The following is a 22,393-nucleotide window of genomic DNA, read 5'->3' as shown; positions in this document are numbered from 1 at the left end:
CGCCGCGTCAGGTGGCTTGCGCATCTGCGCGTTCGTAACTCGGGGGTCTGCCATGAAAGTTCTGTTACTGCCCGTTGCCTTGCTCGTCTGTGCCGGCTGTGCGCCGGTCAACTACCGGCCTGTGGTCGACAGCGGCGTCAGTCGCGGCTACTACGAAGACGATCTGGCCGATTGCCAGCACCTGGCCGCGCAGCGCCCGGCGGCGGCTCGGGCTGTGGCCGGCGCCACGGCAGGTGCTCTGCTCGGCACCTTGTTCGGCCTGGCGGTGGGTTTGCGCGGGCGCGATGTCGCCCATGTGGCGGCCTGGGGCGCAACCACCGGCGGTATCGGCGAAGGCGTGGACGGCAGCCTGGAGCAGCGTGCCATTGTCGGTCGATGCATGCACGGGCGCGGCTACAACGTCATTGCCGACTGAAGCAGCAGCTCCGCTATGCTTGGACGCCGCCATCGCGAGTCTGGCGGCGCTTGCGCAGTGTGGGGGGCAGAGGAGCAATGGCGATAGCAGTGGAGCAGCCGCAGACGGCGGCCGACTGGTCACAGGCGCGGCTGCTGGTCGAGGCCTACGCGGCCTCGCTCGATGTAGACCTGGCCTTGCAGAATTTTTCCCGCGAACTGGAACGCCTGGCGCAGGACTACGCGCCGCCACGCGGGACTTTTCTGCTGGCCCGGGAGAATGGCGCCAGCCTCGGTTGCGTCGGCCTGCGCCGCCATGCGGCCGGTGTTGCTGAGCTGAAGCGCCTGTACGTGCTGCCGGCCGCACAGGGGCGCGGTGTGGGGCGGCATCTGGTCGAGGCCGTCGTGGTCCGCGCCCGGGAACTGGGCTACCGGCGCCTGCTGCTCGACACCTTGCCGTCCATGCGTGCCGCACAGAGCCTGTATCGTGCGCTGGGGTTCCGGGAAATTTCCGCCTATGGCCACAATCCCGTGCCGGGCACGGTCTATTTCGCGCTGGAGCTGGGGTAGGCCGGCGCGGTTGCTGCGGCGGTGGTGTGCAGGGCGCTTGACCGCGCCAGTGGTTCGATCTGTGCCGCATCGACCAGACGCAGGCGGCGTACGCGATTGAGTACGCCGGCATAGTCCTGCGGCGAGCCGTCGCCGATGGCGAGCACGATATGGGTGGAGTCGAAGTCGCCCAGGCCGGCGTCATAGCTGATCCAGCGCTGGCCGTCCCAGGCCTGTACCCAGGCATGTGGACTGAATACGTGCTGCAGACCGGTGAAACGGCTGGAATAGGTCAGCCCGGCCACGACGCGCGTGGCTATGCCGTTGGCCCGGGCCAGCGCGGCCAGCAGCACGGCGAATTCAGTGCAGTCGCCGGCGCGACTGTCGGCGGCCTGCAGGGCGCTGGCATAGCCCATGGTCTGGCGGTCGCCGTTCATATGTACTTGTACCAATTGCACCAGTTTGTGCATGCGTCCGCGCACACTGCCGCTGGCGCGTGCGGAACGCGCCAGGCTGCGCAGCTGTGCGTGATCGCTTTGCACCCAGGCGTTGGCGCTGCGGTAGTTCGCCAGTTCCCCGGCGGTCGGCGGTGCTTCGCTGCCGCAATCGGCGCAGACCGTGACAATGCTGCGATTGCCGCGCTGCACGACGCGCTGTTCGCCTGTGGCCGGCAGGGCTGCTGCATCGGCGTCGCTGGATTCGAACACATAGCGCAAGATTTTGCGCCGCGCCAGCGACGGAATACGGAATGGCGCGGCCAGGGCCAGCGTATCCAGCAGCGGGTAGTCTTCGATCGCTTCGCGCTCGCAGGCTGCGTCGCAGGTGCGGCTGGCGAATTCGCTGCCGGCGATGGTCCAGCGCGGCAGAAAATGCGCTTCGGCCACGCTCCAGGGCCGTATGCGCGGCGGCGTTCCGTCGTCGCCGAGGTATTCCTGACGCAGTTGCAACACGCCGTCGCGTACGTCGCCGTCGCTGCTCAGGCGTACCTGGCGCAAGCGTGCGGCGAACAGGTCGAGTTCGTCGTACTCGAACGACCAGGCGTGTTGTGGCGCCTGCGCAGCGATACGCCGTTGCAGACCGGCATCGAGCAGCAATTGTGGCGGCAACGGCAGCTGCAGCTGCTGGCGGCGTTCGCCGTGGCGAACCAGCAGTTGTATGCCGTTCGCGCCGATCTGGGCACTGGCTTCGCGCGGTGCCGCACCGGCCTGGATGCGCAGTGACTGGCGCAGTGGTTTGCCGTCGCTGCTTTCGGCACTGCGCGTCTCGAAGTTCATCCATTCGCGCGCGCTGCCGGTAGCGATGGCGATGCGTGCGGTTTCGCGCGTCTGTATGCCGTCGCGCGTACTGCGCCGTTCGAATTCCACGCTGCCGTGGCGGCGGCCTTCGTGCTCGATGCGGCCATCGAACGTCTGGGCCGATGCCGCCGGCGCGAACGCCGCCGGCATCGCCAGCACGAGCATGGCGAAAAAACGCCAGTTCATGCGCACTCCTCAGTTGGAAGCGGCATCGTCATCGAGAAAGGCATCGCCGGCGCGCTGCGGCAGTGCCGGAATGTGCGTGTCGGTGTCGGCGGCGCGGCGCTCCAGCTGTGCTTCGCGTGCATTGCGCACCGAACCGACAGTGACGGTTTCCATCAGTTGCGTGGGCTCTGCGCTGTTTTCGGTTTTGCGCACGATGCGCGAGCCGGTCTGGCTGCGTTCCGCCTTGGCCTGCGGCTGCGGCGATTGTGCCTGGGCGGCGCCGGCGGGGAAAGCCAGCACGGCCAGGGCGACGAGGACGCAGGCGGATGCCCGCGTGGCAGCGCAGAATGCGGACGATTGGCGCGATGTATACATGGATCTTTCTCCTGATTTTCGGCAACACTTGCCAAATGCGGCCGTGCGGACGGTCGCTGGGAATTGCCGGCGGTGCCGGCGCGGGGTGCTGTGGACGAAGACTGGTTTCTTGCAGGCCGGCAGCCGGCGCAAGCGGCGTACTATGTGCGTACGCCTGCAGCGATCGCGTGCCGACCGCCGCAGCGATCGTCCGTTTGTTCAGACGCCAACCACTGCGGGTTCGTCGCATGACCTTGCTGCACGCCGATCTACGCGGACAGTCGCGCCAGCTGAATCTGCTCTGGCGGCTGGTGGAAGACATTTCTTCCGAGCTGGCCCTGCAGCCGCTGCTGACGCGCATCGTTGCCGGCGCCTGCCAGCTGATTGGCGCAGACGACGGCACCATCGGCCTGTACGAGGCCGAGCACGACGGGATACGCACGGTAGCGGTCTATTGCATGCCTGAAGGCGAACTGGGGGCGCTCATGCGCCGCGGTGTCGGCCTGGCCGGGCATGTGCTGGCGACGGGGCAGGCTGCATTGTTGCGCTACGGCGATCTGGCCACGCTCACCTTGCCGGAGCTTGCCGACAACCAGGTCGCCGGCATTCCGATCCGCTGGGCCGGCGAGTTGATTGGTTTCTTCGGCATCGGCGCGGCGCCGCCGCGACGTTTCCGGCGCGACGATGTTGCCGCTCTGGAACTGTTTGCCCGGCATGCAGCGATCGCGATCGCGAATGCGCGACGCTACGAGGACGAACGCCGCCGCACCGACCGCTTTCGCCTTATCGCCAGTGTCGCCGCGATCATCCAGGCCGAAGCCGATGTCGATACGCTGCTGCAGCGCAGCGCCGATGCTATCCACGAACTGCTCGGCTTCGAGAACGTGGATATTCCGCTACGCGACGAAAAGCAGCCTGAGGTGCTGGTGGTCCGCACGCGCGGTGGGAACTACAAACAGCAGATCCAGGGGGAAGACCGCATACCGGTCGCCCGCGGCATCATGGGCGCAGCGGTGCGCGAACAACGCACGCAGCTGGTCAACGACGTGGCCGCCGATCCGCGCTATATCACGCCGCCGGGCCTGCGCGTGCCGCAGGCCGAACTGGCCGTGCCGCTGCGCGTAGGCGAGGAAGTCATCGGCGTGCTGAATGTGGAAGGCTCCAGCCGCTTCGACGAACTGGATGTGAGCAGCCTGGAGATCGTGGCGGATTTTCTCGCCATGGCCGTGCGCAACCTGCGCCTGGCCAGTGCATCGCGCGAGATCGCGATAGTGCGCGAGCGGCAGAATCTCGGCCGCGAGCTGCACGATAACGTGACCCAGGTGCTGTCGGCCATCGGCCTGCTGACGCAGACCTTGTCCGCCGCCTGGCAGCGCGATCCGGCCGAGGGGCGGCGCCGGGTGGAGCGTCTGCATCAACTGGCGCGTACTGCACATGGGGAAATGCGCAATCTGTTGCGCGAGCTGCAGCCGCCGTCGGCGCCGGCGCGTTCGCGCCGCGGCCGTGCGGTGATCTGCGTGGAGCAGCTGCGCGAACACGACTTGCCCGGCGCAGTGAAGCAGCTGCTCAAGGCTATGGTGCCGGAGGGTATGCGCCTGCGCCTGGATTTCGCCCAGTACGCGGCGCAGCAGATCGAAGCCGAAGCCGTGCTGCTGCGCTGCTGCCAGGAGGCAGTGTCCAACGCGATCCGCCATTCCCGCGGCAAGCGTCTGTGGATTGTGGCGGCAGTGCGCGACGCCTATTGCGAGCTGAGTGTCGCGGACGACGGCATCGGTCTGGCGGCCGCGGCTGCGCCGGGCATGGGTTTCCGCAGCATGCGCGAACGTGCCGAGGCTCTGGCCGGCGACGTGCGCATAGGGCCGCGCCGGCCCCGCGGTACGCGGGTATGCATACGCCTGCCGCGCAGGGACAGGCCACCGCCGTAGGTGCTGCTGGTGAGACAGGTGTCCGATTTGTCGCCTTGTATCGTTGTATGCCGGCGACGCAGCCGCAGCTTGGCAGGTCTGCAGGGGGACGTATGAGCGAGACGCTGGACATCATCCTGATCGACGATCACGCCGTTGTGCGCGAAGGATTGCGCGCGGTGCTGGAGGACGAGGACGGCCTGCGCGTGGTCGCCGATTTTGCCAATGCGCGCGACGCCATCGCCGCCGTGGCCGCGCTCAGGCCAGGCGTTGCGGTGCTGGATCTGAAAATGCCGGGCGGCGATCCGGTGCAGGCTATCCGCGCGTTGCGCAGCGCCTGGCCGGCGCTGGAAATACTCGTGTTCACCAGCTTTGCCGAAGACAGCCTGGTGCGTGACGTACTGGCTGCCGGTGCCACTGGTTATTTGCTCAAGGACGCGCTGAGCAGCGATCTGGTTGCTGCCGTGCGCCAGGTGGCGAGCGGGTTGCCTTGGCTGGATACGACGGTGCAGCGGCAACTGGTGGCGCGGCTGCGCGGTCCGGCCGACGCAGCCATCGCGCTGACAGCGCGCGAGCACTCGGTGCTGCAGCTCATTGCCCAAGGGCTGAGCAACAAGGCGATTGCGCGCCAGCTGTCGCTGACCGAGGGCACGGTCAAGGGTTATGTGAGCCAGATCCTGCAGAAGATCGGCATCGCCGACCGCACCCAGGCCGCGATGTATGCGGTGCGCAAGGGGCTGGTGCAGCCTTAGAGGCAAGCGCTGCATCACGTGGCGAGGGGACGGCTGTTGTGCCCGGCTGCTTGGCGGCGGCAGGTCTATTCGGCGATATAGCGCCAGGCAGCCGACGTGTCTGCACGATGCCAGATGGTGAAGAACGGAATCGGCTTGCGGCTGGTATCGGCCGCGGCGCCGTTGGGCTGCAGAAAACCCAGGGTGATGCCGAGATCGCCGCTGCCGGCGACGATGACTTCGTCCGGTGCCCAGCTCACCGGGCTGCTGTTCGGCGGCGATCCGGCCGAGACGGCAACGGCGATCTTGTCGGCTCCCACTACAACCTGCGCATCGTCCGGACCGCCGAGATTGATCGCGTCGCTGCTGCCATATTTGGCAAAAGCCGGACCCAGGCCGATCTTCTGCGCCTCATCGGAGAAGGCGCGTTCGGCCTGGTCCAGGCTGCGCGTGTATTCCTGCGTGCGCGCTGGGTCGGTGGCGGCACCGTCCCAGGGGGCCGGTAGCGCCGGCGGCATGGGTTCGGGCGCCGAAGGGGCGGCATTGGCGCGTACGCGCTTGTACGCCACGACGCGCCAGCTGCCGTCGCGCTTGACCCAGTACGACAGGTATTTCAGCGGCTGCGTGCTGTTGTCGGGCTTGTGCAGGGTCATGTAGCCGAAGGTGAAGCCATGCAGGCCGTCGGCGGAAATGCCGCCGCGCTGCGGCGCCCAGTCGATGCGCGATTTGGCATGGTCGGAATTGCTCAGCAGATAGTCGCGCACTTCGGCGATGCCGCGGGCGAAGCGGCCGGGCACTGGCATCGCGATATCGTCGGCGAACATCGCGCTGAGCCCGTCGACCAGGCCGGTCTTGGCACTTGCAGCGGCGAAGGCGCGATCGGCAGCAAGCAAGGTGTCCACCGCCGGCTGCGTGCCTGCCGGCGCCGGTTTCGCGAACACGATGGGCAGGGCGCCCAGGAGCAGGCAGGCAATCAATGCCCGGTGGCGCAGCAACGGCAACATACGTTTTCCTCAGTCGTTCAATTTGGCAGAAGGCGGTTGCGCCGGACGCAGTCCAGCCTCGAATTGCTGTATAGCAACAAGAGCTGCTGCCGGGGGGAAATGCGCTGTCAATTCGCCACCGACGGCAAATTCGTGACCGGCGTAACGGACTTGCTGCGCAGACTTGCATCGTCGGTACCGTGCTTTGCACAGAAGCCACACGGATTGCGTAAGCCGGCGTTGTAATTTCTTCGCTGATTTCACCAGCCGCCTGTACGTCGCGGTGGTAATGCGGATAACCGTTGTCGTTGCCTCGGCTGCTAAACTGCGCAATTGACTGCGGGGCCGCGCCAGGCTGGGTTCGATTCCGTGTCGGCTGCATTGCCTCCGTGCTCGCTGCCCGTTCTAGCCGCTCTCTTGTGGTGAAAAGCGTGGATTGCCGCCTTGAATCGGGGGCTGTGCAAGAACGACCAGATTCCCATTCACCTGGAGGTTTCCCATGCTGCCCGCGCTTGCGTTGTTCCTGGCTCTGCCGGCGGCGACTGCCGACCATGCGGTTGTCATCGATATTCGCCAGTCCAGCGCGGCCGAAGTTGCCCAGTACAAGCAGGGCAACGGTGTGCGCTGGTGGCTGGAGCTGGGGACGCAGCTGGTGATCGGCGGCGAGCCGCAGCAGCTCAAGGGTTTGACGGCGAAAGCTGGGGTGCTCGGCGAAGTCGACCAGCTGGACCCTGCCGACCTGGCCTTGCGCGCCGTCGGTTGCGCCGTCGACGAACCGGCGCCGGGGCAGTTGCTGGCGCGGGGCGGACGCTGGCAGTTGCGCCGCTTGCAAAGCGGCAGTGCGCTGCCTGTGGCTGCGCATGCCGCGCACGAGCGTTGGCGCCGGCCGGCGTTCAACGAAACCATTGCGCGGCAGTACCGTCTGGATGCGCCGCAGGTCGCGGTGCCGGACCCGCTGGTCCAGCCGCTGGTCGACCGGATCGATACGGCACGTTGGTTCGCCGACGTCACCCAGCTGGCCAGCTGGGATCGATCCAGCTATGGCACGACCAGCCTGAATAGCGCGCGCGACTGGATCGGCACGCAGTTGCAGGGACTCGGCCTGACGGTGACCAAGCCGGCATTCACCATGCCGGCTTCCGGCGGCGGCAGCATCAGCCGGCAGAATGTGATCGGCACCTGGATCGGAACTGCGCTGCCGGACGAATGGATCGTCGTCGGTGGCCATTACGATTCGCGCAACCAGACTGGCAGCAGTACCACCAATACGCCGGGGGCCGAGGACAACGCGAGCGGTTGCGCCGGCGTGATCGAGATGGCCCGCGCCGTGCTCGCGTTCAAGCCGCGCCGCTCGATCCTGTTCATGTGCTATGCGGGCGAGGAACAGGGGCTGTACGGCAGCAAGGGGCATGTGTCGGCGCTCACCGCGAGCAGCGATCTGGCCAAGGTCAAGTCGGTCATCATCATGGACATGATCGGCTACAGCGCAGACAACCAGCTCAATGCTGACTACGAATCGTATTCGACCTATCAGTCGTACCTGAATCGCTTTGGCGCCGCTGCGGCGGCCTATGCGCCTGCCCTGAACGTCGTGCTGAGCACCAATCCGTTCGGCTCGGACCATATGCCGTATCTGCAGGCGAACAAGGAAACGGTGCTGGCGATCGAGTCGGACTACGACGTATATCCGCACTACCACCGCAGCACCGATACGCCGGTCAATATGGGAGTCAACGCCCAGGCCATGGGCGGTGCCATTCTCAAGACCAATGTGGCCGTACTGGCCGACCTCGCCGGTGCTTCGGATCGCATCTTCGCCGATCTGCAATAGCTGATATTGCTGTGTCTGCTTTCGGGTGAGATTCGTCCGCCCGCATCGCGGGGGCAGGAAAATTGCCGCGGTGTGGCAATGCCGCCGTGGCGGCGTATTCAAATCAAAATGTGACTCAGGGCTGTACCTGTGATCATCGATTGTTAATTGATTTTCCAATTAACTTTTTTCTTTGTTCTAGCTCTTCTGATCGCGGTTTTGGCGATCCACTTTTCCGCGCTTATACGAGTATGTATGGAAGCGGACCGTTGCTGCACTCTCGGGAAAGCCCTCAGGGCAATCAGAGCAATTTTCCGGTCAATAGCGCAATTTTCGGCAACCTTTCGGCCTTCTGCAGGAACTCATATGACCTGGCCGGGTGAACGTGTGCCGGGCTTGTTGACGGTGCGTTGTAAAACTATTGCGCTTTGTTCAGTGTGAGATTTAACCGCAGTAATTTTTACAGGGGTTCACGCATTTTTACTTGTATCGGCTACTTGATTAAGTCGATATTTCCAATCAAGTTAGTTGCATACGTTGATGTATGGACGCTGGCATTCGGTGAGCGTAATGTGGCGCCGCCAGTGCCTGGCGTCGAGGCGCAGGAGAATCAATGTCCGAGGCATCAGTCCAGCCGTGGCCGACGAGTACGCAGCGCTTGCGTTTGGGCGATATCGAATTCGACCTGCGTTTTCGCAGCATTCACCGCTATGGCGGTGTGCATGAGTTGAGCCAGCGCTGTTTCGACCTGCTGCTGCTGTTCCTGCGCGAGCCGGGCGTAGTGCATACGCGCGAAGAAATTTTCCGCAAGGTCTGGGCTGGCGTAGTGGTGGAAGACGCCAATATCACGACCAGTATCTGGCTGTTGCGCAAAGCCTTGGGCGAAGACGCAAAAGGCTGGATACGTACCGTTTCCAAACAGGGTTATGTGTTCGATCCGCCGGGCGCGCCGGAACCGGCCGCCGCTGCCGACATGGCGCTGGCCGCCGATACGGGGCTGGCCGAGCCTGTGCCGGCGGTAGCCCCTGCCGTCGAGCCGCCCGTTGCCGAATTGCGCCAGACAGACCCGCGGCCCACGGCTGTCCCGCTGCTTCCGGCAGAGCGCACAACCGGCCGGCTGCATCTGGTCTTGCGTGCAACGGTCGGCGCGGCGCTGCTGCTGGCAGTCACGCTGCTGGCGTTGGCATTCCTGCCGCGCGGCAGCGGGACAGTCAGCCGCGTCGTGCTGGTGGCGCCGACCGATGCCTCGCTGGCGGTCGAGGCGCGCTGGCCGGTCGAGCTCATGCACGCTTGGCTCGATTGGCAAATGAGGAGCCTGTCGGACAGCATCGTCGTCGGTGACACCCAGTCGGACAGCAAGGACAGCGACAACGAAGTCGTCGTGCTGCTCAGTGTCGCGATGCCGGCCGAGCGCAACGGCGAATGGCAGGTCAGTGCAAATTTCCACGGACCACACGACGATGCCGACATTCATCGCGGCAGTGCGCCGGACAAACTCGTGGCGACGATCGATGAAGTCAGCCGCAAGGTCATGCTGCAGTTGTTGCCGCAGCTGCCGCCGCGTCCGCCGCTGCTGCTGAATTCGCCAGCCGCGGCTGAACTGGTGCGCGGACTTGCGGCAGAACAGCGGCGGCGCTGGAACGAGGCCGTAGTCTCCTATCGCAAGGTGCTGGAAAATGCCCCCGACTTCGGTTTCGCCCGCGTACACCTGGCCCAGGTTCTGGCCGAGCTGGGTCAATCCAACGCGGCCCAGGCCGAGCTGAATCAGGCCGATCCCTGGATAGCACGGCTGCCGCCGGGCCTGAGGCCCGCGCTGAATGCGCAGTCGCTGGCCATCCGTCAGGACTACGTCGGTGCTGCCGATGCATTCGGCGCGCTGTGGAAGAATAGTGCTGGCGAGCGGCTGGACTATCGCCTGGCCGAAGCGACCAATCTGCGCAAGGCCGGACGTTCGCGCGATGCGCTGGAGCGGCTGGCGGGCTTGATGCCGCAGGCGCCATCGCAGGCATTGCCGTGGTTGATCGAACGCGCCGAGATCGAGCTGGCCAACCGCGACCTCGCGCGTGCACGCGAAACCGCTACGGACGCGATCGAGCTGGCGCGCCAGCTGGGCTGGGATCACGAGCGCGCCTATGCCGCGCTGTTGCTGATGGACGTGCTGTACCTCAGCGGCATGGTTGTGGATGACGGTCTGGTCAACGATGCCATGGCCGGATTCGAGGCCAGCGGCGATCAGATCGGTGTATTGCGGGCGCAGTTCTACCGCGAGCTGCGCCAGCCGTTCGCGGGGCCGCGCTCGGTGCCCGAACACCTGGACCCCCTGCTGGCCGAAGCGCGCGGGGCCGGCAACGTCGCGGTGGAAATCGATACCTTGCGCCGCCTGGGTCTTTACTACTTCCGTGCCGGTGAAATTCAGGAAAGTATCGTGCACTTCAATCAGGGGCTGGCCATCGCCGAGTCGTCTGGCGACCTGTCCCTGCAGCGCCTGATCGAAGTGCATCTGCTGCGCCATGAGGCGCTCAGTGGCGATTCGGGACTGGTCGAGAAGCGCCTGCAGCGCCTGCGCTCGGACCAGTTGCAGGGCGGCCTGGCATTCTGGGTAGGCCTGGTCACGGCGCGGCACAACTTCCGTCGCGGCGAATACGACGCCGCCCTGGCGGCCATCGCCGCCACCGAGGACCAGTTGCGCGCGACCGAGGCACGCAGCCTGCCGCAGATTGCCGCCGGCCTGTCGTGCATGCGCGCGACCGTCTATGCACCGCAGGGGCGCATGGCCGATGCCGGTACGGCCCTGCAGGGGTGCCGTTCGCCGGAATTGCCGTTCTTCAGCAAGTACGCGGATATCGGCGAGGCCGAGCTGGAAATCCTGGCTGGCAACACTGTCGCTGCACGCAAGTTGCTCGACTCGGTACTCGTGGAGATAGAGCACGAGTCGATCCGGCCCGAGCGCTGGTCGCTCGCGGTGGAAATTGCGCCGATGCTGGTCCAGGTCGGCGATCTGTCGCGGGCACGCGCGCTGCTCGTGCCGTTGTTGTCGGAAATCGAACGCTCCGGCCAGCGCGTGACAGAAGGCGACGCCCGTTCGGCCCTGGCAGAAATTTTCCTGGCCGAAGGCAAGCCGGACGAGGCGCTGAAGCAGGTAAAGCTGGCCGACAAGCTGGTCAGTTCCGACGACTGGATAGGGCGGCGTCGCCTGCGTGCCCTGCAGATCCTGATCGACCAGAACCAGGGCCAAGGCGACAAGGCGATGACAGAACTGACTGCGCTGCACGACGACGCGCGCGAGCATGGCGACGTGCTGACCGAACTGCTCAGTCACAGCCTGATCGGCTCCGACACGCTGCCGCAGCTCTGCAGCATCGAGCGTCATGCCCGGCTGATGGCGCAGAGCGGCATGCGCGGGGCCAATCTGGCCTGGCTGGTTCCTGCGCTGCGGTCGCCGCAGGCGGCCTTTGTGCGCAAGTAATGCCAGAGGCAGATGGCCGGGATCGGGTCTGCCCTGCGTCGCCCTGGCAGCATCGCGACGTGCGGCTGCCGTCGTTTGCAGTCCGGTGTGTGCGCCCGCTGCAGTAGCGCGAACGCTCGTTTGATCGCGTATGCTGGCTGCACCGGCTTCCGGCCGTTGCACGTTTTCTCGCATGCTTTCCATCCTGGCGACGCCGTTGCGCGTCGGTTTTTCATTCAGCTTCATTGCGGCGAACACCGTATTGCACGCGACGCCGCTGTTGCTGCTGGCCTTGCTCAAGCTGGCCCTGCCGTTGCCGTGGCTGCGCCGCCAGCTGTCCTACGCGATCGAATTTCTGGCGCGCAGCTGGATCGATTGCAACAGCCTGATGATGTGCCGCATCGGCGGCGCCCGTATCGTGGTGCACGGACAGGCGGAGTTGCAGGCGCAGGGCTGGTACCTGGTGCTGTGCAATCACCAGAGCTGGGTGGACATACCTGTGTTGCAGCATGTGTTCAATCACCGCATTCCGATCCTCAAGTTTTTCCTGAAGCGCGAACTGATCTGGGTACCGCTGCTGGGGCTGGCCTGGTGGGCGCTGGATTTTCCCTTCATGCGCCGCTACACGCGCCAGCAATTGGAGAAAAATCCACAGTTGCGCGGCAAGGATCGCGAAGCCACCCGTCGCGCCTGCGAAAAATTCCGTGACCTGCCCGTATCGGTGATGAACTTCGTCGAGGGCACGCGCTTCACGCCGGCCAAGCAGGCGCAGCAAGGTTCGCCGTATGCGCATCTGCTGCTGCCGCGCGCCGGCGGCGTGGCCTTCGTGCTGGACGCCATGGGCAACCTGCTGCAATCGCTGGTCGACGTGACCATCGTCTATCCGCAGGGCCGCCCCGGCATGATCGATCTGCTCGCCGGCCGCGTGCGCGAAGTGCGGGTGCATCTGCGCAGCCTGCCGATTCCGCCGGAGCTGCTGGGTGGCGACTACGATAACGATGAAGCGTTCCGTACCCGTTTCCAGCATTGGCTGAATGAACTGTGGCGCGAAAAGGAAGCGACTGCGGCCGCCCTGGAAAATGCGTAGGCCAACGGCGCGAGATGATCGTGCTGGCGTTGCCTGCCGCTGTCTGTGGCGGGCGGGAAGCCGCTGCGCGGCGCCATGACCTGATCGGCCGGTCCTGTGCAAATTGTGCGGCGTATTACACCCGGGCCTGTAACGTGCGCCGCTATACTCCGGCGCCTAATGGATAGGCGTAGCTGGACCTTGCTCATGATCAGGATGTTCCTGAGTCTGGTGCTGTGCTTGCCGCTGCAGGCACTGGCCGAGGCATCGGCGCAGATCGTTGCCGGCAGCCAGGTACTGTGGCTGCAGTCGGACGGAACGGTATGGGCGAGCGGCGACGCCGATCCCGTGCGCGGCGACAAGGATCCCGAACCGCGCCGCGTTTTCCGGCCCATCGCTGGGCTGGCGCGCATCCAGAGCATCGCCATCAATCACAACTCGTCGGACTCTGCCGCGGCCGTCGACGCCGACGGCGCGTTGTGGCTCTGGGGCAACATCGGCTCGCTCGCCTGTACCAAGGAATGCCGCGATGAATTGCACCTGCCACGCCGCTACGGCGCCATCGGCCGCGTGCGTGCCGTGGCCCTGGGGGAAAACCATCTGCTGGCGATCGGCCTGGACGGCAAGGTGCGCAGCGTTGGCGCCAATGACGTCGGCCAGCTCGGCCAAGGCACAATGCAGGAAGGCGCCCGCGACCAATCGAGCCTGCCCCGGGTGATCGAAGGCCTGAGCGACATCGTTGCGGTGGCAGCCCAGGGCGACACCAGCCTGATCCTGCGGGGCGACGGCACGGTCTGGGGCATGGGCAGCTCGCGCTTCGGCCTGCTTGGGCGGCAAAGCCTGTGGAAACCGCTGGATTTCGCCGACCCGCCGCAGACCCGACCCATTCGCCTGCAGGGGCTGGAACAGATCAAGGCCATCAGCCTGGGCCGTTTCCATGCGCTGGCATTGGATGCGCGCGGCCAGGTCTGGGGCTGGGGCGGCAACGAATCGGCCCAGCTGGCGTCACCGGCGCTGGATCTCTATCCGCAAGCACCGCGTGTGCTGCAAGGTTTCGAAGGCGCCGGCGTGATCGCGGCGGGCGATGACTACAGCCTGGTACTCAAGCGCGATGGCAGCGTCTGGGCGCGCGGCGGCAACGTCTACGGCACGCTCGGCGACGGCGGCGATGAACTCGAAGGCGATCTGCGCCGGGTGCAGGCGCTGGATGGCAAGGCAGTGACGGCGCTGTTCGCCGGCGACTACAACGCCTTTGCCCGTCTGGCCGATGGCAGCATGCTGGGCTGGGGCACCAATGCGGCCAGCGTCGGCGGCTTCGAGGCCGGCAGCGCCAGCGACACTCTGCTGCCGGTCGCGCTGGACCGGCAACGCCAGCTGCCGGCGCCCAGCGCCGCCGTCAAGGCCGGCGCCGCGCGTGTCGTCTTCATCAGCGAACTAGGCAGCGACCAGGTCGACGAACATACCGAACTGTGGGTCGACGGCGCTCGCGTCGCCGTGCTCGACCTGGACCGTTCCAGTGCGCGCAGTCATCGCGGCCAGGTGGCTTTGGAACTGATGCCTGGCGTACACGCCTATGAATTGCGCGGCAGCATGCGCGTTGTCGCAGGCGGTGCGCGGAACTTCGTGGGCAAAGGTGCCATCGTCGTCAGCGCGCAGGGCGTGGAAACCGATTTCCAGGCCGCGGCGAAAAGCCAGGGTTTGTTGCAGGCCTATGCCGCGGCCGTCGAAGCCGTGCGTGCAGTGCTGCCGCAGCTGGATGTCCGCGTGCAGCTGCAGCGCGGTAATTCTGCCGATGCCGCGGCGCTGGATGCCTACGAAGCGGCGCAAGGCCGGAAACTGCCGCTGGCGTATCGCCAGCTGATCGGCGAACTGGGCGCCTTCAGCCTGGGTGAGCCGGGCAGCCGCTATCCCTCGGTTGCCTTGTATACGCCGGAACAAATGCCCAGTGTGGAAGCCTGGGTGGCGCAGGCCATGGCGCGTACTTCGGAGCTTGACGGCAAGATCAAGCTGAGCCCGCGCGATCACGACATGCTGGACAGCTTCCGCGTTCACGCCGACGAACTGGCGACGGCACGCAAGCGGCTCGCTGCCGAGTGGAGCCAGGAACGGCTGGGCGCTTTGTTCGGCGAAGCCGCCTACCTCATCGTGCCGCGCCCTGGGGAGCCCTGCGCCAGCGGTCGTGCACACCAGCGCATCGCGGATTTCTTCGAACCGGAGATGGACGAGAAAAACGGCGACGAGCGCTATTTCGCCTGGGCCGACACGGCCGAATGCGAGCTGGATCTGGCTACGGAAATCCACGCCGCCGTGTTCGCCCACTACACGGCGGCGTTGCGTGCCAGCGGCGTTGTATTCGTACGTGTGCCGCGCAACGACGACGAACGCCAGAGCCTGATCACCGAGCGCATGGACGACAGCGGCAAGGGCGATCTGCACCTGCGCCTGGGCGGTGGTGAATCGGTCGCCGAATAGGGCCTCGGCAGGGCGCGATGCGCGCAGCGAATTGCGCCGAAGATGGTAGATCTGGCGGCGCCGACCAAGAGTGCTGTTGCACTGAAGGTGCCGGGTTTGGCAGCGGGACGTCGACAGCGCTTCGGCGGAGTTTTTTGCGGGTGGCGCAGACCTCGATGTCGGGATTCGCCATTGGCTCACCGCCAACCTACGCGAGCCGTGATGCGATGGCTCGCCGCCGCGTTACCGCGCGATCAGGCCCACATCGACGCTGCGTGTGGCATCCATCATTTGCACTGCACCGTCCTGGATCAGACATTGCAGATCCATCTTGCGCGCGGCCAGCTCGCTGAGTTCGCGGCAGGTCGTTTCGCCGATCTCGAAGACGCGCAGATTGCGTATGCGGGCCAGCGCCGTCGCATGGCGTTCCCACCAGATTTCACCGGCGCGGCCATAGCAGTAGACCAGCACCTCGCCCGCACGACCACTGGCCTGGCGCAGGCGCTGTTCGTCCGGCTGGCCCAGTTCTATCCATTGCTCGATGACGCCGGTGAGGTCTTTGCGCCATAGGGCCGGTTCGTCGCTGTCGCTGAGTCCTTTGCCGAACTGCAGCGATTCCTGCGCATTGAGGGCGAATGCGAGCAGGCGCAGCATCAGGCGCTCTTCGGTTTCCGAAGGATGCCGGGCCAGGGTCAGCGAATGACTGGCGTAGTAGTGCCGGTCCATGTCGCTGATGTTCAATTCCACTTTGTATACCGTCGATCCGAGTGCCATGGCTCAGGCCAGATCCAGCAGGGTGTCGTCGATCGCGCCCAGGCGCCGGGCGACCTCGGCATCCTGGTCGAGCAGGGCGAAGCCGCGGTATTCGTAGCCTGGTGCGACGGTGCAGCCGACCAGGGTATAGGCGCCGCGCGGCCGTGCTGCCTGCCACATGCCGGCCGGTACGACGAATACGGGCGCCGATTCGCGCGATGCCGGTCCGAGCATATGGGTGGTCAGCACGCCTTCGGCGGGATCGAAGCGCAGCAGCTCCAGTGGCTGGCCTTCGTAGTAGTGCCAGATCTCATCCGCGTCGACGCGATGCCAGCGGCTCAATTCGCCGTCGGCGAGCAGGAAATAGATCGAGGTGGCCACGGCGCGCTGTGCGCTGTCGGCATAGGCGATGCGACTCGCCGATTCGTAGATGCGGCGGTAATGACCGCCTTCTATGTGCGGCTCCAGTTGCAGCGATCGAATCAGTTCTTCGGCGCGGGTATGCATGGTGCGGACAAACTCCAGAAGGGTGCGCGGCGTCGCGCACGCGGCAGCGAAACGGTCAGAGGGTTTTGCGTGCGCCCAGCGCCGTCAGCAGGTCGTTCGCCGAACGCAGGCGCTCGGTCGCACCGGGCATTTCCAGTCGCACCTTGAGCTTGTCCTGGCCATCGAGGCTGTACGTGCGCGGCTGTGCCTGGATCAGCCTGATCAGATGAACCGGATCGATATTCGGTTGCGGCGCGAATACGACACGACCGCCCTGGGCACCGAAATCGATCTTGCGTATGCCCAGTTCGGTTGCCCGCAGCTTGATCTCGGTGACTGCGAACAGCTGCTTGACCGGGTCGGGCAGCAGGCCGAAGCGGTCGATCATTTCCACCTGCAGTTCGCGCAGGCGGTCGCTGTCGCGCGCGCTGGCGATGCGCTTGTACAGGGTCAGGCGCGCATGTACGTCGGGCAGGTAGTCGTCGGGAATCAGCGCAGGCAGGTGCAGTTCCACCTCGGCTTCGTGGGCGCTGACCAGCTCGAAATCCGGCACCTTGCCGCTGCGCAATGCTTTTACCGCGCGCTCCAGCAGGTCGGTATACAAGGAGAAACCGACCTCCTGCATCTGTCCGCTCTGGTCCTCGCCGAGCAGTTCGCCGGCGCCACGGATTTCCAGATCGTGCGTGGCCAGGGTGAAACCTGCGCCGAGTTCTTCCATCGAGGCCAGGGCTTCGAGGCGCTTTTCCGCATCGGCAGTCATCTGGCGCTTGTCCGGTACCACCAGATAGGCATAGGCGCGATGGTGCGAACGGCCGACGCGGCCGCGCAGCTGGTGCAGTTGTGCGAGGCCGAAGCGGTCGGCACGGTTGACGATGATGGTGTTGGCGCTGGGAATGTCGATGCCCGATTCGATGATGGTCGTACACAGCAGCACGTTGAAGCGCTGGCGGTGGAAATCCAGCATCACTTGTTCCAGTTCCTTCTCCGGCATCTGTCCATGGGCGATGCGGATGCGCGCTTCGGGCACCAGCGCTTGCAGGTCACGCTCCATCTTCTCGATGGTGTCGACTTCGTTGTGCAGGAAATACACCTGGCCGCCACGCTGCAGTTCGCGCTGGAATGCTTCGCGCAACTGGGCCGGATCCCAGGGGGCGATCGAGGTCTTCACTGCCAGGCGATGCGCCGGCGGCGTAGCGATGATGGACAGGTCGCGCATGCCCGACATGGCCATGTTCAAGGTGCGCGGGATCGGTGTCGCGGTCAGGGTGAGCAGGTCGACCTCGGCGCGCAATTTTTTTAATTGTTCCTTCTGCCGCACGCCGAAACGCTGTTCCTCGTCGACGATGACCAGGCCTAGCTGCTTGAACTTGACGTCCTGCTGCAGCAGGCGATGCGTTCCTATCATCACGTCGATCTGGCCTGCGGCCAGCCTGACCATGGCCTCGTCGACTTCTTTCTTCGTCTTGAAGCGGCTGAGCACGTCGACGCGGATCGGCCAGTCGGCATAGCGGTCGCGGAAATTCTGGTAGTGCTGCTGGGCCAGCAGCGTGGTCGGCACCAGGACGGCGACCTGTTTGCCGGCCATGGCGGTAACGAAGGCGGCGCGCAGGGCGACTTCGGTCTTGCCGAAGCCGACGTCGCCGCAGACCACGCGGTCCATCGGCTTGCTCGAGGCCAGATCGGCCAGTACGGCATCGATCGCGTTGATCTGGTCGGGTGTTTCCTCGAACTGGAAAGCAGCAGCGAACTGCTCGTAGCTGACCCGGTCGATGGACAGGGCTTCGCCCTGGCGCGCCTCGCGCTGGGCGTAGATGGCCAGCAGCTCCGCAGCGACGTCGCGGACTTTTTCCGCGGCTTTGCGCTTGGCCCTGTCCCAGGCGTCGCCGCCGAGGGAATGCAGCGGCGCCAAGTCCGGCGAGGTGCCGGAATAGCGCGATACCAGGTTGAGCTGAGCTACCGGCACATACAGCTTGTCGCCCTTGGCGTATTCGATCGCGAGAAATTCGTTCGCGCTGCCGCCGACATCAAGCTTGATCAGTCCCTGGTAACGGCCTACGCCGTGATCCACATGCACGATGGGCGAGCCCAGACCGAGTTCGGTCAGATCGCGAATGATGGTTTCCGGATCGCGGGCGGCGCGCTTGCGCCGGCGCTGCTGCTGCACACGCTCGCCGAACAGTTCGCGTTCGGTCAGCACGGCCAGTGCTGGCTGGTCCAGCGCGAAGCCCGCCGCCAGCGGCGCTACCGCAATGGCGAAACGCTGCTCGCCGTGGGCGAACTCCTGCCACGATGCCAGCGTCTGCGGGCGCAGGCCGTGGGCGTGCAACTGTTCGATCAAGGCCTCGCGCCGGCCGGCCGAGTCGGCGGCGATCAGCACGCGGCCGGGATAGGCCGCCAGGAAATGGATCAGTTCCTGCGCCGGCGCGTCGCCCTTGCGGTTGATCGGCAGGCTGGGCGCTGGCTGCAGGCCCAGGGTTTGTACATGTTCATTATGTCCGCGCGCGACCAGCTCGATGCGCAGCTCGCGGTTGAGGCGTTCGCGCAGTTGCTCCGGTGCCAGGTACAGCTCTGCCGGCGGCAGCACCGGACGTTCGATATCGTGGGCGCGCTGGTCGTAGCGGTCGGCGGTCTGGCGCCAGAATTGTTCGGCTGCCTCCAGCGCGCCGTCGCCGAGCACGAACAGCGAGTCGCTGGACAGATAGTCGAACAGCGTTGCCGTCTGATCGAAGAACAGCGGCAGGTAGTAGTCGATGCCGGCCGGCGTGGTGCCTTCCTTGATGTCCTGGTATAGCGGACAACGCCGGATGTCGATAGGAAAACGCTCGCGCAGGCGCGTGCGGAACGTTTTGGCCGATTCGTCGGTGAGCGGAAATTCGCGCCCCGGCAGCAGCTTGACCGACTGCACCTTGTGCAGCGAGCGCTGGGTTTCCGCATCGAAATTGCGGATCGATTCGATTTCCTCGTCGAACAGCTCGATGCGGTACGGCTCGGCCGCGCCCATCGGGTAAATATCGATCAGGGCGCCGCGTACGGCGAAGTCGCCCGGCTCCAGCACCTGCGGCACATGCCGGTAGCCGGCAGCTTCGAGACGCCGCTGCTCTGCACCCAGGTCGAGCTTCTGCCCTACGTCAAGGGCGAGACTGGTGCCGCCGATATAGCTGCGCGGGGCCAGTCGCTGAAGCAGCGTCGCCACCGGCACGACCAGGATGCCGCGGGTCAGCGCAGGCAGGCGGTACAGCGTGGCGATGCGCTGCGAAACGATTTCCGGGTGTGGCGCAAACAGGTCGTAGGGCAGGGTTTCCCAATCGGGAAAATGCAAGATTTCCACGCCGTTGTCGGCAAAGCTGACCAGCTCGGTTTCCAGCGCATGTGCCGACTGCGTATCGCGCGTCACCGCCACGACCAGGCCGGAATGCTTGCGCCCCAGCTCTTCGAGTACCAGGGCCAGGGCCGAGCCGGGCGGATTCTCCCAGTAGCGGCGAACCTTGGCGGAGGTGGGAAGAGCGGGAAGCAGGATAGGGTTCATCGCGGTACAGGAAGTGCGCCGCCGGCAGGTGTGCCGGCGGCAGGACCGCGCAGTCTAACAGTTGTCGCCAAGCCGGCGTTGCGGGGCGGCGGAGTCTGCCACCGGCCTACAGGGCCAGCCGTACCCGGGTCAGCGAGGCATCGTGGAATACGCTTTCGCGGCGAAAGCCGAATTCATCGCAGAGTTCGAGCATGGCGTGGTTTTCGGTCAGCACGTCGCCCCAGATCTCGTGCACGCCGCGGTGGCGGCAACTGGCGATGACCTTGTTGAGCAAGCGGCTGCCGAGGCCTTGCCCGGTAAAGCGGCGCTGTACGATCAGGGCGAATTCCGCGCTGTCGGTGGTGGGGTCGATGTAGGCACGCGCCACGCCGTGGATTTCAGGTTCGGTCGTGTCGGCCGGGCCGACCAGAACGTAGGCCAGTTCCTGTTCCGGGTCGAGGTTGCACAGGCGTTGCGCCAACTGGTCGGGCAGTTCGGTCAAGGTGTGCAGGAAACGCATGCGCACTTCGTCAGGCTGCAATTGGGCGAAGCCCCGCTGCAGTGCAGCAACGTCATCGGGATGGATAGGGCGGATGCTCAGGCGGCTGCCGTCGCGGCTGGTGAATATTTCGCCGTCGGGCATGGGCGCGTCGTTTGCGGCACCGAAGCGCAGGCGTTCGGGCGGTCGGGTGCGGGACCGGTAAGTGCTCATGGGAAGGGTGACACTGGCGGCGGTTTTCATGCACTGCAACATGCACCAGGGTACTGGAGCAGGCCATCTAAACCGCAATGACGACGACTGCTTACGACTTTGGTCTAGTGGATGATTCGATACTCGCGCACAGCAGTGTCTGGCTCCGCAATTTCCTGCCGGACTCAGCTGCCCAGAGCCGACAGCTCGCGATTGAGCAGGGCCGGGTCACCCAGGTTCAATTCGATCAGGCGCTTGAGCTGGGCAAAGCTGTCCAGGTCGATCTTCTCCCAGCGACAGCCCAGGCGGTGCGGCATGATGTGGGCGATGGACACCCCCATGCTGATGATCACGCTGTTATTGATGCGCAGGTCCATGCGGTAGCCGCCGCCGATCTTGCCGTTCCACTCGGCTGGGCGCTCGATCAGCACGCCCTTGAGCGATACGTCGACCAACTTGGTTTCCCACATTGCAGTGCCCGAATACAGGCGCACCGTACCTTCGAAATTGAAGCGCTGGAAGCGGCGGCGTTCGGCGGCTGGATCGGACTTCATGGGCTGCGAAATGGCCTCAAGTCAATCACATAAGTATCTGCTGGACCGGGATTCTGCGCTGGGCGTGCGCGGCCGGCAAGCGTCTTCGGTCATGCGTCGCCGCAAACCGCGACGCCTGTCGCTATGCCGCTGCGGTGAGCCTCTGCACGGAAGGCAGGGCCGACAATCGGCTCGCCGCATCGGTTGCGTGGAAACCCGACATCGTCAGGCGCACTGCGATGTCGCGCAAAGCGTACTGTGGCTGTGGCAGCCCGGCCCGTGGCTTCGCTACGGCGTGCGCGCCAGCAGCAGTTCGAGCACAAATTTGCTGCCGAAGAAGGCCAGCAGCAGCACGCCCATACCGCTGAGCAGCAGGCGTACCGCACGGCGGCCGCGCCAGCCGAAGCGCCAGCGTCCGAGCAGCAAAGTGCCGAAGACCACCCAGGCGACAATAGACAGGAAGGTCTTGTGCACCAAGTGCTGGGCGAACAGGTTTTCCACGAACAGCACGCCACTGAGCAGGGTACCGGTCAGCAGTACGAAACCCGCGCCGACCAGGCGGAACATCAGTGCTTCGGTCAGGGTGAGCGGCGGCAGCACACGCAGCCAGTGACTGGCGACATTGCGGTTGCGCAGCGCGCGTTCCTGCGCCAGCAGCAGCAGGGCCAGCACGGCCGAGACGCTGAGCACGGCATAGCCGAGCAGGGCGACTATCACGTGCAGCTTGATCTGCCAGCCCATCGCGTTGGGCTGGGTCGGTGGCGCGATCCAGGCGTCGATGAACAGCAGGCAGGCGGCGAGCGGGAACACAATAACGCCCAGCGCTGCGACCGGCCGTACCAGGTTGACGACGAGCGTGGTGGCCGCGATCAGCGCCGAAACGAAGGACAACGCGGCAAAGAAGTGCAGATCCAGGCCGCCGCGATGAGCGCCAAGCAGATAGGCCGCGTGCGCGATCACGCCGATGCCGGCCACGACCAAGCCCAGCGAACGCGGCAAGGTCTTCGCGCTCAGCGCCGGCAGGGCGACCAGCAGGGCGGCGGCAAGATAAGCAATGACCGCCAGCGCGGCCAGGACGGAAATCAGCATGCCGGCGAGTTTGGCACAGCAGGAGGCGGGCTGTGGCCTTGCGCGCGCACTTTTCCAGGGCCTTGCCGTGCGAATGCAACAAACCGGTCAAACGGTGCACGCGGCGCCGCCAGCGTTCGCGCCGTCCCGGAAAAGTGCACTGGGGCGGTTTAGGTGGCTACGCAGCGGCGACAGTCCGCCGCTGCTATAA

17 protein-coding genes are annotated in these 22,393 nt (G+C 65.3%); 8 read left to right on the top strand and 9 right to left on the bottom strand.

Translation table 11 applies throughout. The features are described from left to right. Positions 1–52 precede the first annotated feature (52 nt). Both DFR29_RS08275 and DFR29_RS08270 read left to right on the top strand, forming a co-directional pair. Positions 53–415 carry a glycine zipper family protein gene (locus DFR29_RS08275; RefSeq protein ID WP_133818112.1) on the top strand — a complete coding sequence of 121 codons (363 nt, stop codon included), beginning with the start codon at positions 53–55 and terminating at the stop codon, positions 413–415. A gap of 77 nt (positions 416–492) precedes the next feature. Continuing rightward, entirely contained in the window at positions 493–963 is a 471-nt protein-coding gene (locus tag DFR29_RS08270) for a GNAT family N-acetyltransferase (RefSeq protein WP_133818111.1), read from the top strand. On the opposite strand, the gene DFR29_RS08265 is transcribed toward DFR29_RS08270, so the two are convergent. Together DFR29_RS08265 and DFR29_RS08260 are read right to left on the bottom strand one after the other, a co-directional pair. Further along, positions 939–2,423: a transglutaminase-like domain-containing protein gene (locus DFR29_RS08265; RefSeq protein ID WP_133818110.1), complete on the bottom strand. Its 1,485-nt coding sequence runs from the start codon at positions 2,421–2,423 to the stop codon at positions 939–941. The genes DFR29_RS08270 and DFR29_RS08265 overlap by 25 nt on opposite strands. A gap of 9 nt (positions 2,424–2,432) precedes the next feature. Further along, positions 2,433–2,777 (bottom strand): hypothetical protein, encoded by a 345-nt coding sequence (locus DFR29_RS08260; protein WP_133818109.1) that lies wholly within the window; start codon positions 2,775–2,777, stop codon positions 2,433–2,435. A gap of 227 nt (positions 2,778–3,004) precedes the next feature. Between DFR29_RS08260 and DFR29_RS08255 the strand changes: the two genes are divergently transcribed. Both DFR29_RS08255 and DFR29_RS08250 read left to right on the top strand, forming a co-directional pair. Next, the gene (locus DFR29_RS08255; RefSeq protein WP_166653959.1) at positions 3,005–4,681 is read left to right on the top strand and encodes a GAF domain-containing protein; all 1,677 of its coding nucleotides are present in this window, start codon (positions 3,005–3,007) and stop codon (positions 4,679–4,681) included. 92 nt (positions 4,682–4,773) lie between these two features. Continuing rightward, a complete protein-coding gene (locus DFR29_RS08250; RefSeq protein WP_166653958.1) occupies positions 4,774–5,412 on the top strand; it encodes a response regulator in 639 nt (212 codons plus the stop codon). A 65-nt stretch (positions 5,413–5,477) separates the two neighbouring features. Here the strand turns inward: DFR29_RS08250 and DFR29_RS08245 are convergent, their stop codons facing one another. Then, positions 5,478–6,395, bottom strand: a complete 918-nt coding sequence (locus DFR29_RS08245) for a Cif family virulence factor (RefSeq protein ID WP_133818106.1) — start codon at positions 6,393–6,395, stop codon at positions 5,478–5,480. Positions 6,396–6,873: 478 nt separating this feature from the next. On the opposite strand from DFR29_RS08245, the gene DFR29_RS08240 reads away from it, so the two are divergent. The 4 genes from DFR29_RS08240 to DFR29_RS08225 all read left to right on the top strand — a co-directional run bounded on the left by DFR29_RS08240 (position 6,874) and on the right by DFR29_RS08225 (position 15,167). Then, complete coding sequence (locus tag DFR29_RS08240; protein WP_133818105.1) at positions 6,874–8,205, top strand: M28 family metallopeptidase; 1,332 nt, start codon at positions 6,874–6,876, stop codon at positions 8,203–8,205. Positions 8,206–8,797: 592 nt separating this feature from the next. Next, on the top strand, positions 8,798–11,650 hold the full coding sequence (locus DFR29_RS08235; RefSeq protein ID WP_133818104.1) for a winged helix-turn-helix domain-containing protein: 2,853 nt from the start codon (positions 8,798–8,800) through the stop codon (positions 11,648–11,650). 172 nt (positions 11,651–11,822) lie between these two features. Further along, entirely contained in the window at positions 11,823–12,716 is an 894-nt protein-coding gene (locus DFR29_RS08230; protein ID WP_133818103.1) for a 1-acylglycerol-3-phosphate O-acyltransferase, YihG family, read from the top strand. Between the two features lie 186 nt (positions 12,717–12,902). Beyond that, the gene (locus DFR29_RS08225; protein ID WP_166653957.1) at positions 12,903–15,167 is read left to right on the top strand and encodes an RCC1 domain-containing protein; all 2,265 of its coding nucleotides are present in this window, start codon (positions 12,903–12,905) and stop codon (positions 15,165–15,167) included. A 222-nt stretch (positions 15,168–15,389) separates the two neighbouring features. Here DFR29_RS08225 and DFR29_RS08220 read toward each other — a convergent pair whose 3' ends face one another. The 6 genes from DFR29_RS08220 to DFR29_RS08195 all read right to left on the bottom strand — a co-directional run bounded on the left by DFR29_RS08220 (position 15,390) and on the right by DFR29_RS08195 (position 22,203). Then, positions 15,390–15,920 (bottom strand): YaeQ family protein, encoded by a 531-nt coding sequence (locus DFR29_RS08220; protein ID WP_133818101.1) that lies wholly within the window; start codon positions 15,918–15,920, stop codon positions 15,390–15,392. Positions 15,921–15,923: 3 nt separating this feature from the next. Further along, on the bottom strand, positions 15,924–16,406 hold the full coding sequence (locus tag DFR29_RS08215; protein ID WP_133818100.1) for a cupin domain-containing protein: 483 nt from the start codon (positions 16,404–16,406) through the stop codon (positions 15,924–15,926). 55 nt (positions 16,407–16,461) lie between these two features. Next, a complete protein-coding gene (gene mfd, locus DFR29_RS08210; protein ID WP_133818099.1) occupies positions 16,462–19,911 on the bottom strand; it encodes a transcription-repair coupling factor in 3,450 nt (1,149 codons plus the stop codon). A 106-nt stretch (positions 19,912–20,017) separates the two neighbouring features. After that, positions 20,018–20,632, bottom strand: coding sequence for a GNAT family N-acetyltransferase (locus DFR29_RS08205; RefSeq protein ID WP_166653956.1), 615 nt, complete (start codon positions 20,630–20,632; stop codon positions 20,018–20,020). Positions 20,633–20,766: 134 nt separating this feature from the next. Continuing rightward, the gene (locus tag DFR29_RS08200; protein ID WP_133818097.1) at positions 20,767–21,135 is read right to left on the bottom strand and encodes a PilZ domain-containing protein; all 369 of its coding nucleotides are present in this window, start codon (positions 21,133–21,135) and stop codon (positions 20,767–20,769) included. Between the two features lie 267 nt (positions 21,136–21,402). Further along, positions 21,403–22,203 (bottom strand): cytochrome C assembly family protein, encoded by an 801-nt coding sequence (locus DFR29_RS08195; protein WP_133818096.1) that lies wholly within the window; start codon positions 22,201–22,203, stop codon positions 21,403–21,405. Between the last annotated feature and the right edge of the window lie 190 nt (positions 22,204–22,393).

The sequence above is a fragment of the Tahibacter aquaticus genome, from assembly GCF_004363655.1.
Classification (GTDB): domain Bacteria; phylum Pseudomonadota; class Gammaproteobacteria; order Xanthomonadales; family Rhodanobacteraceae; genus Tahibacter; species Tahibacter aquaticus.
This window is presented reverse-complemented; position numbering and strand designations above follow the sequence as displayed.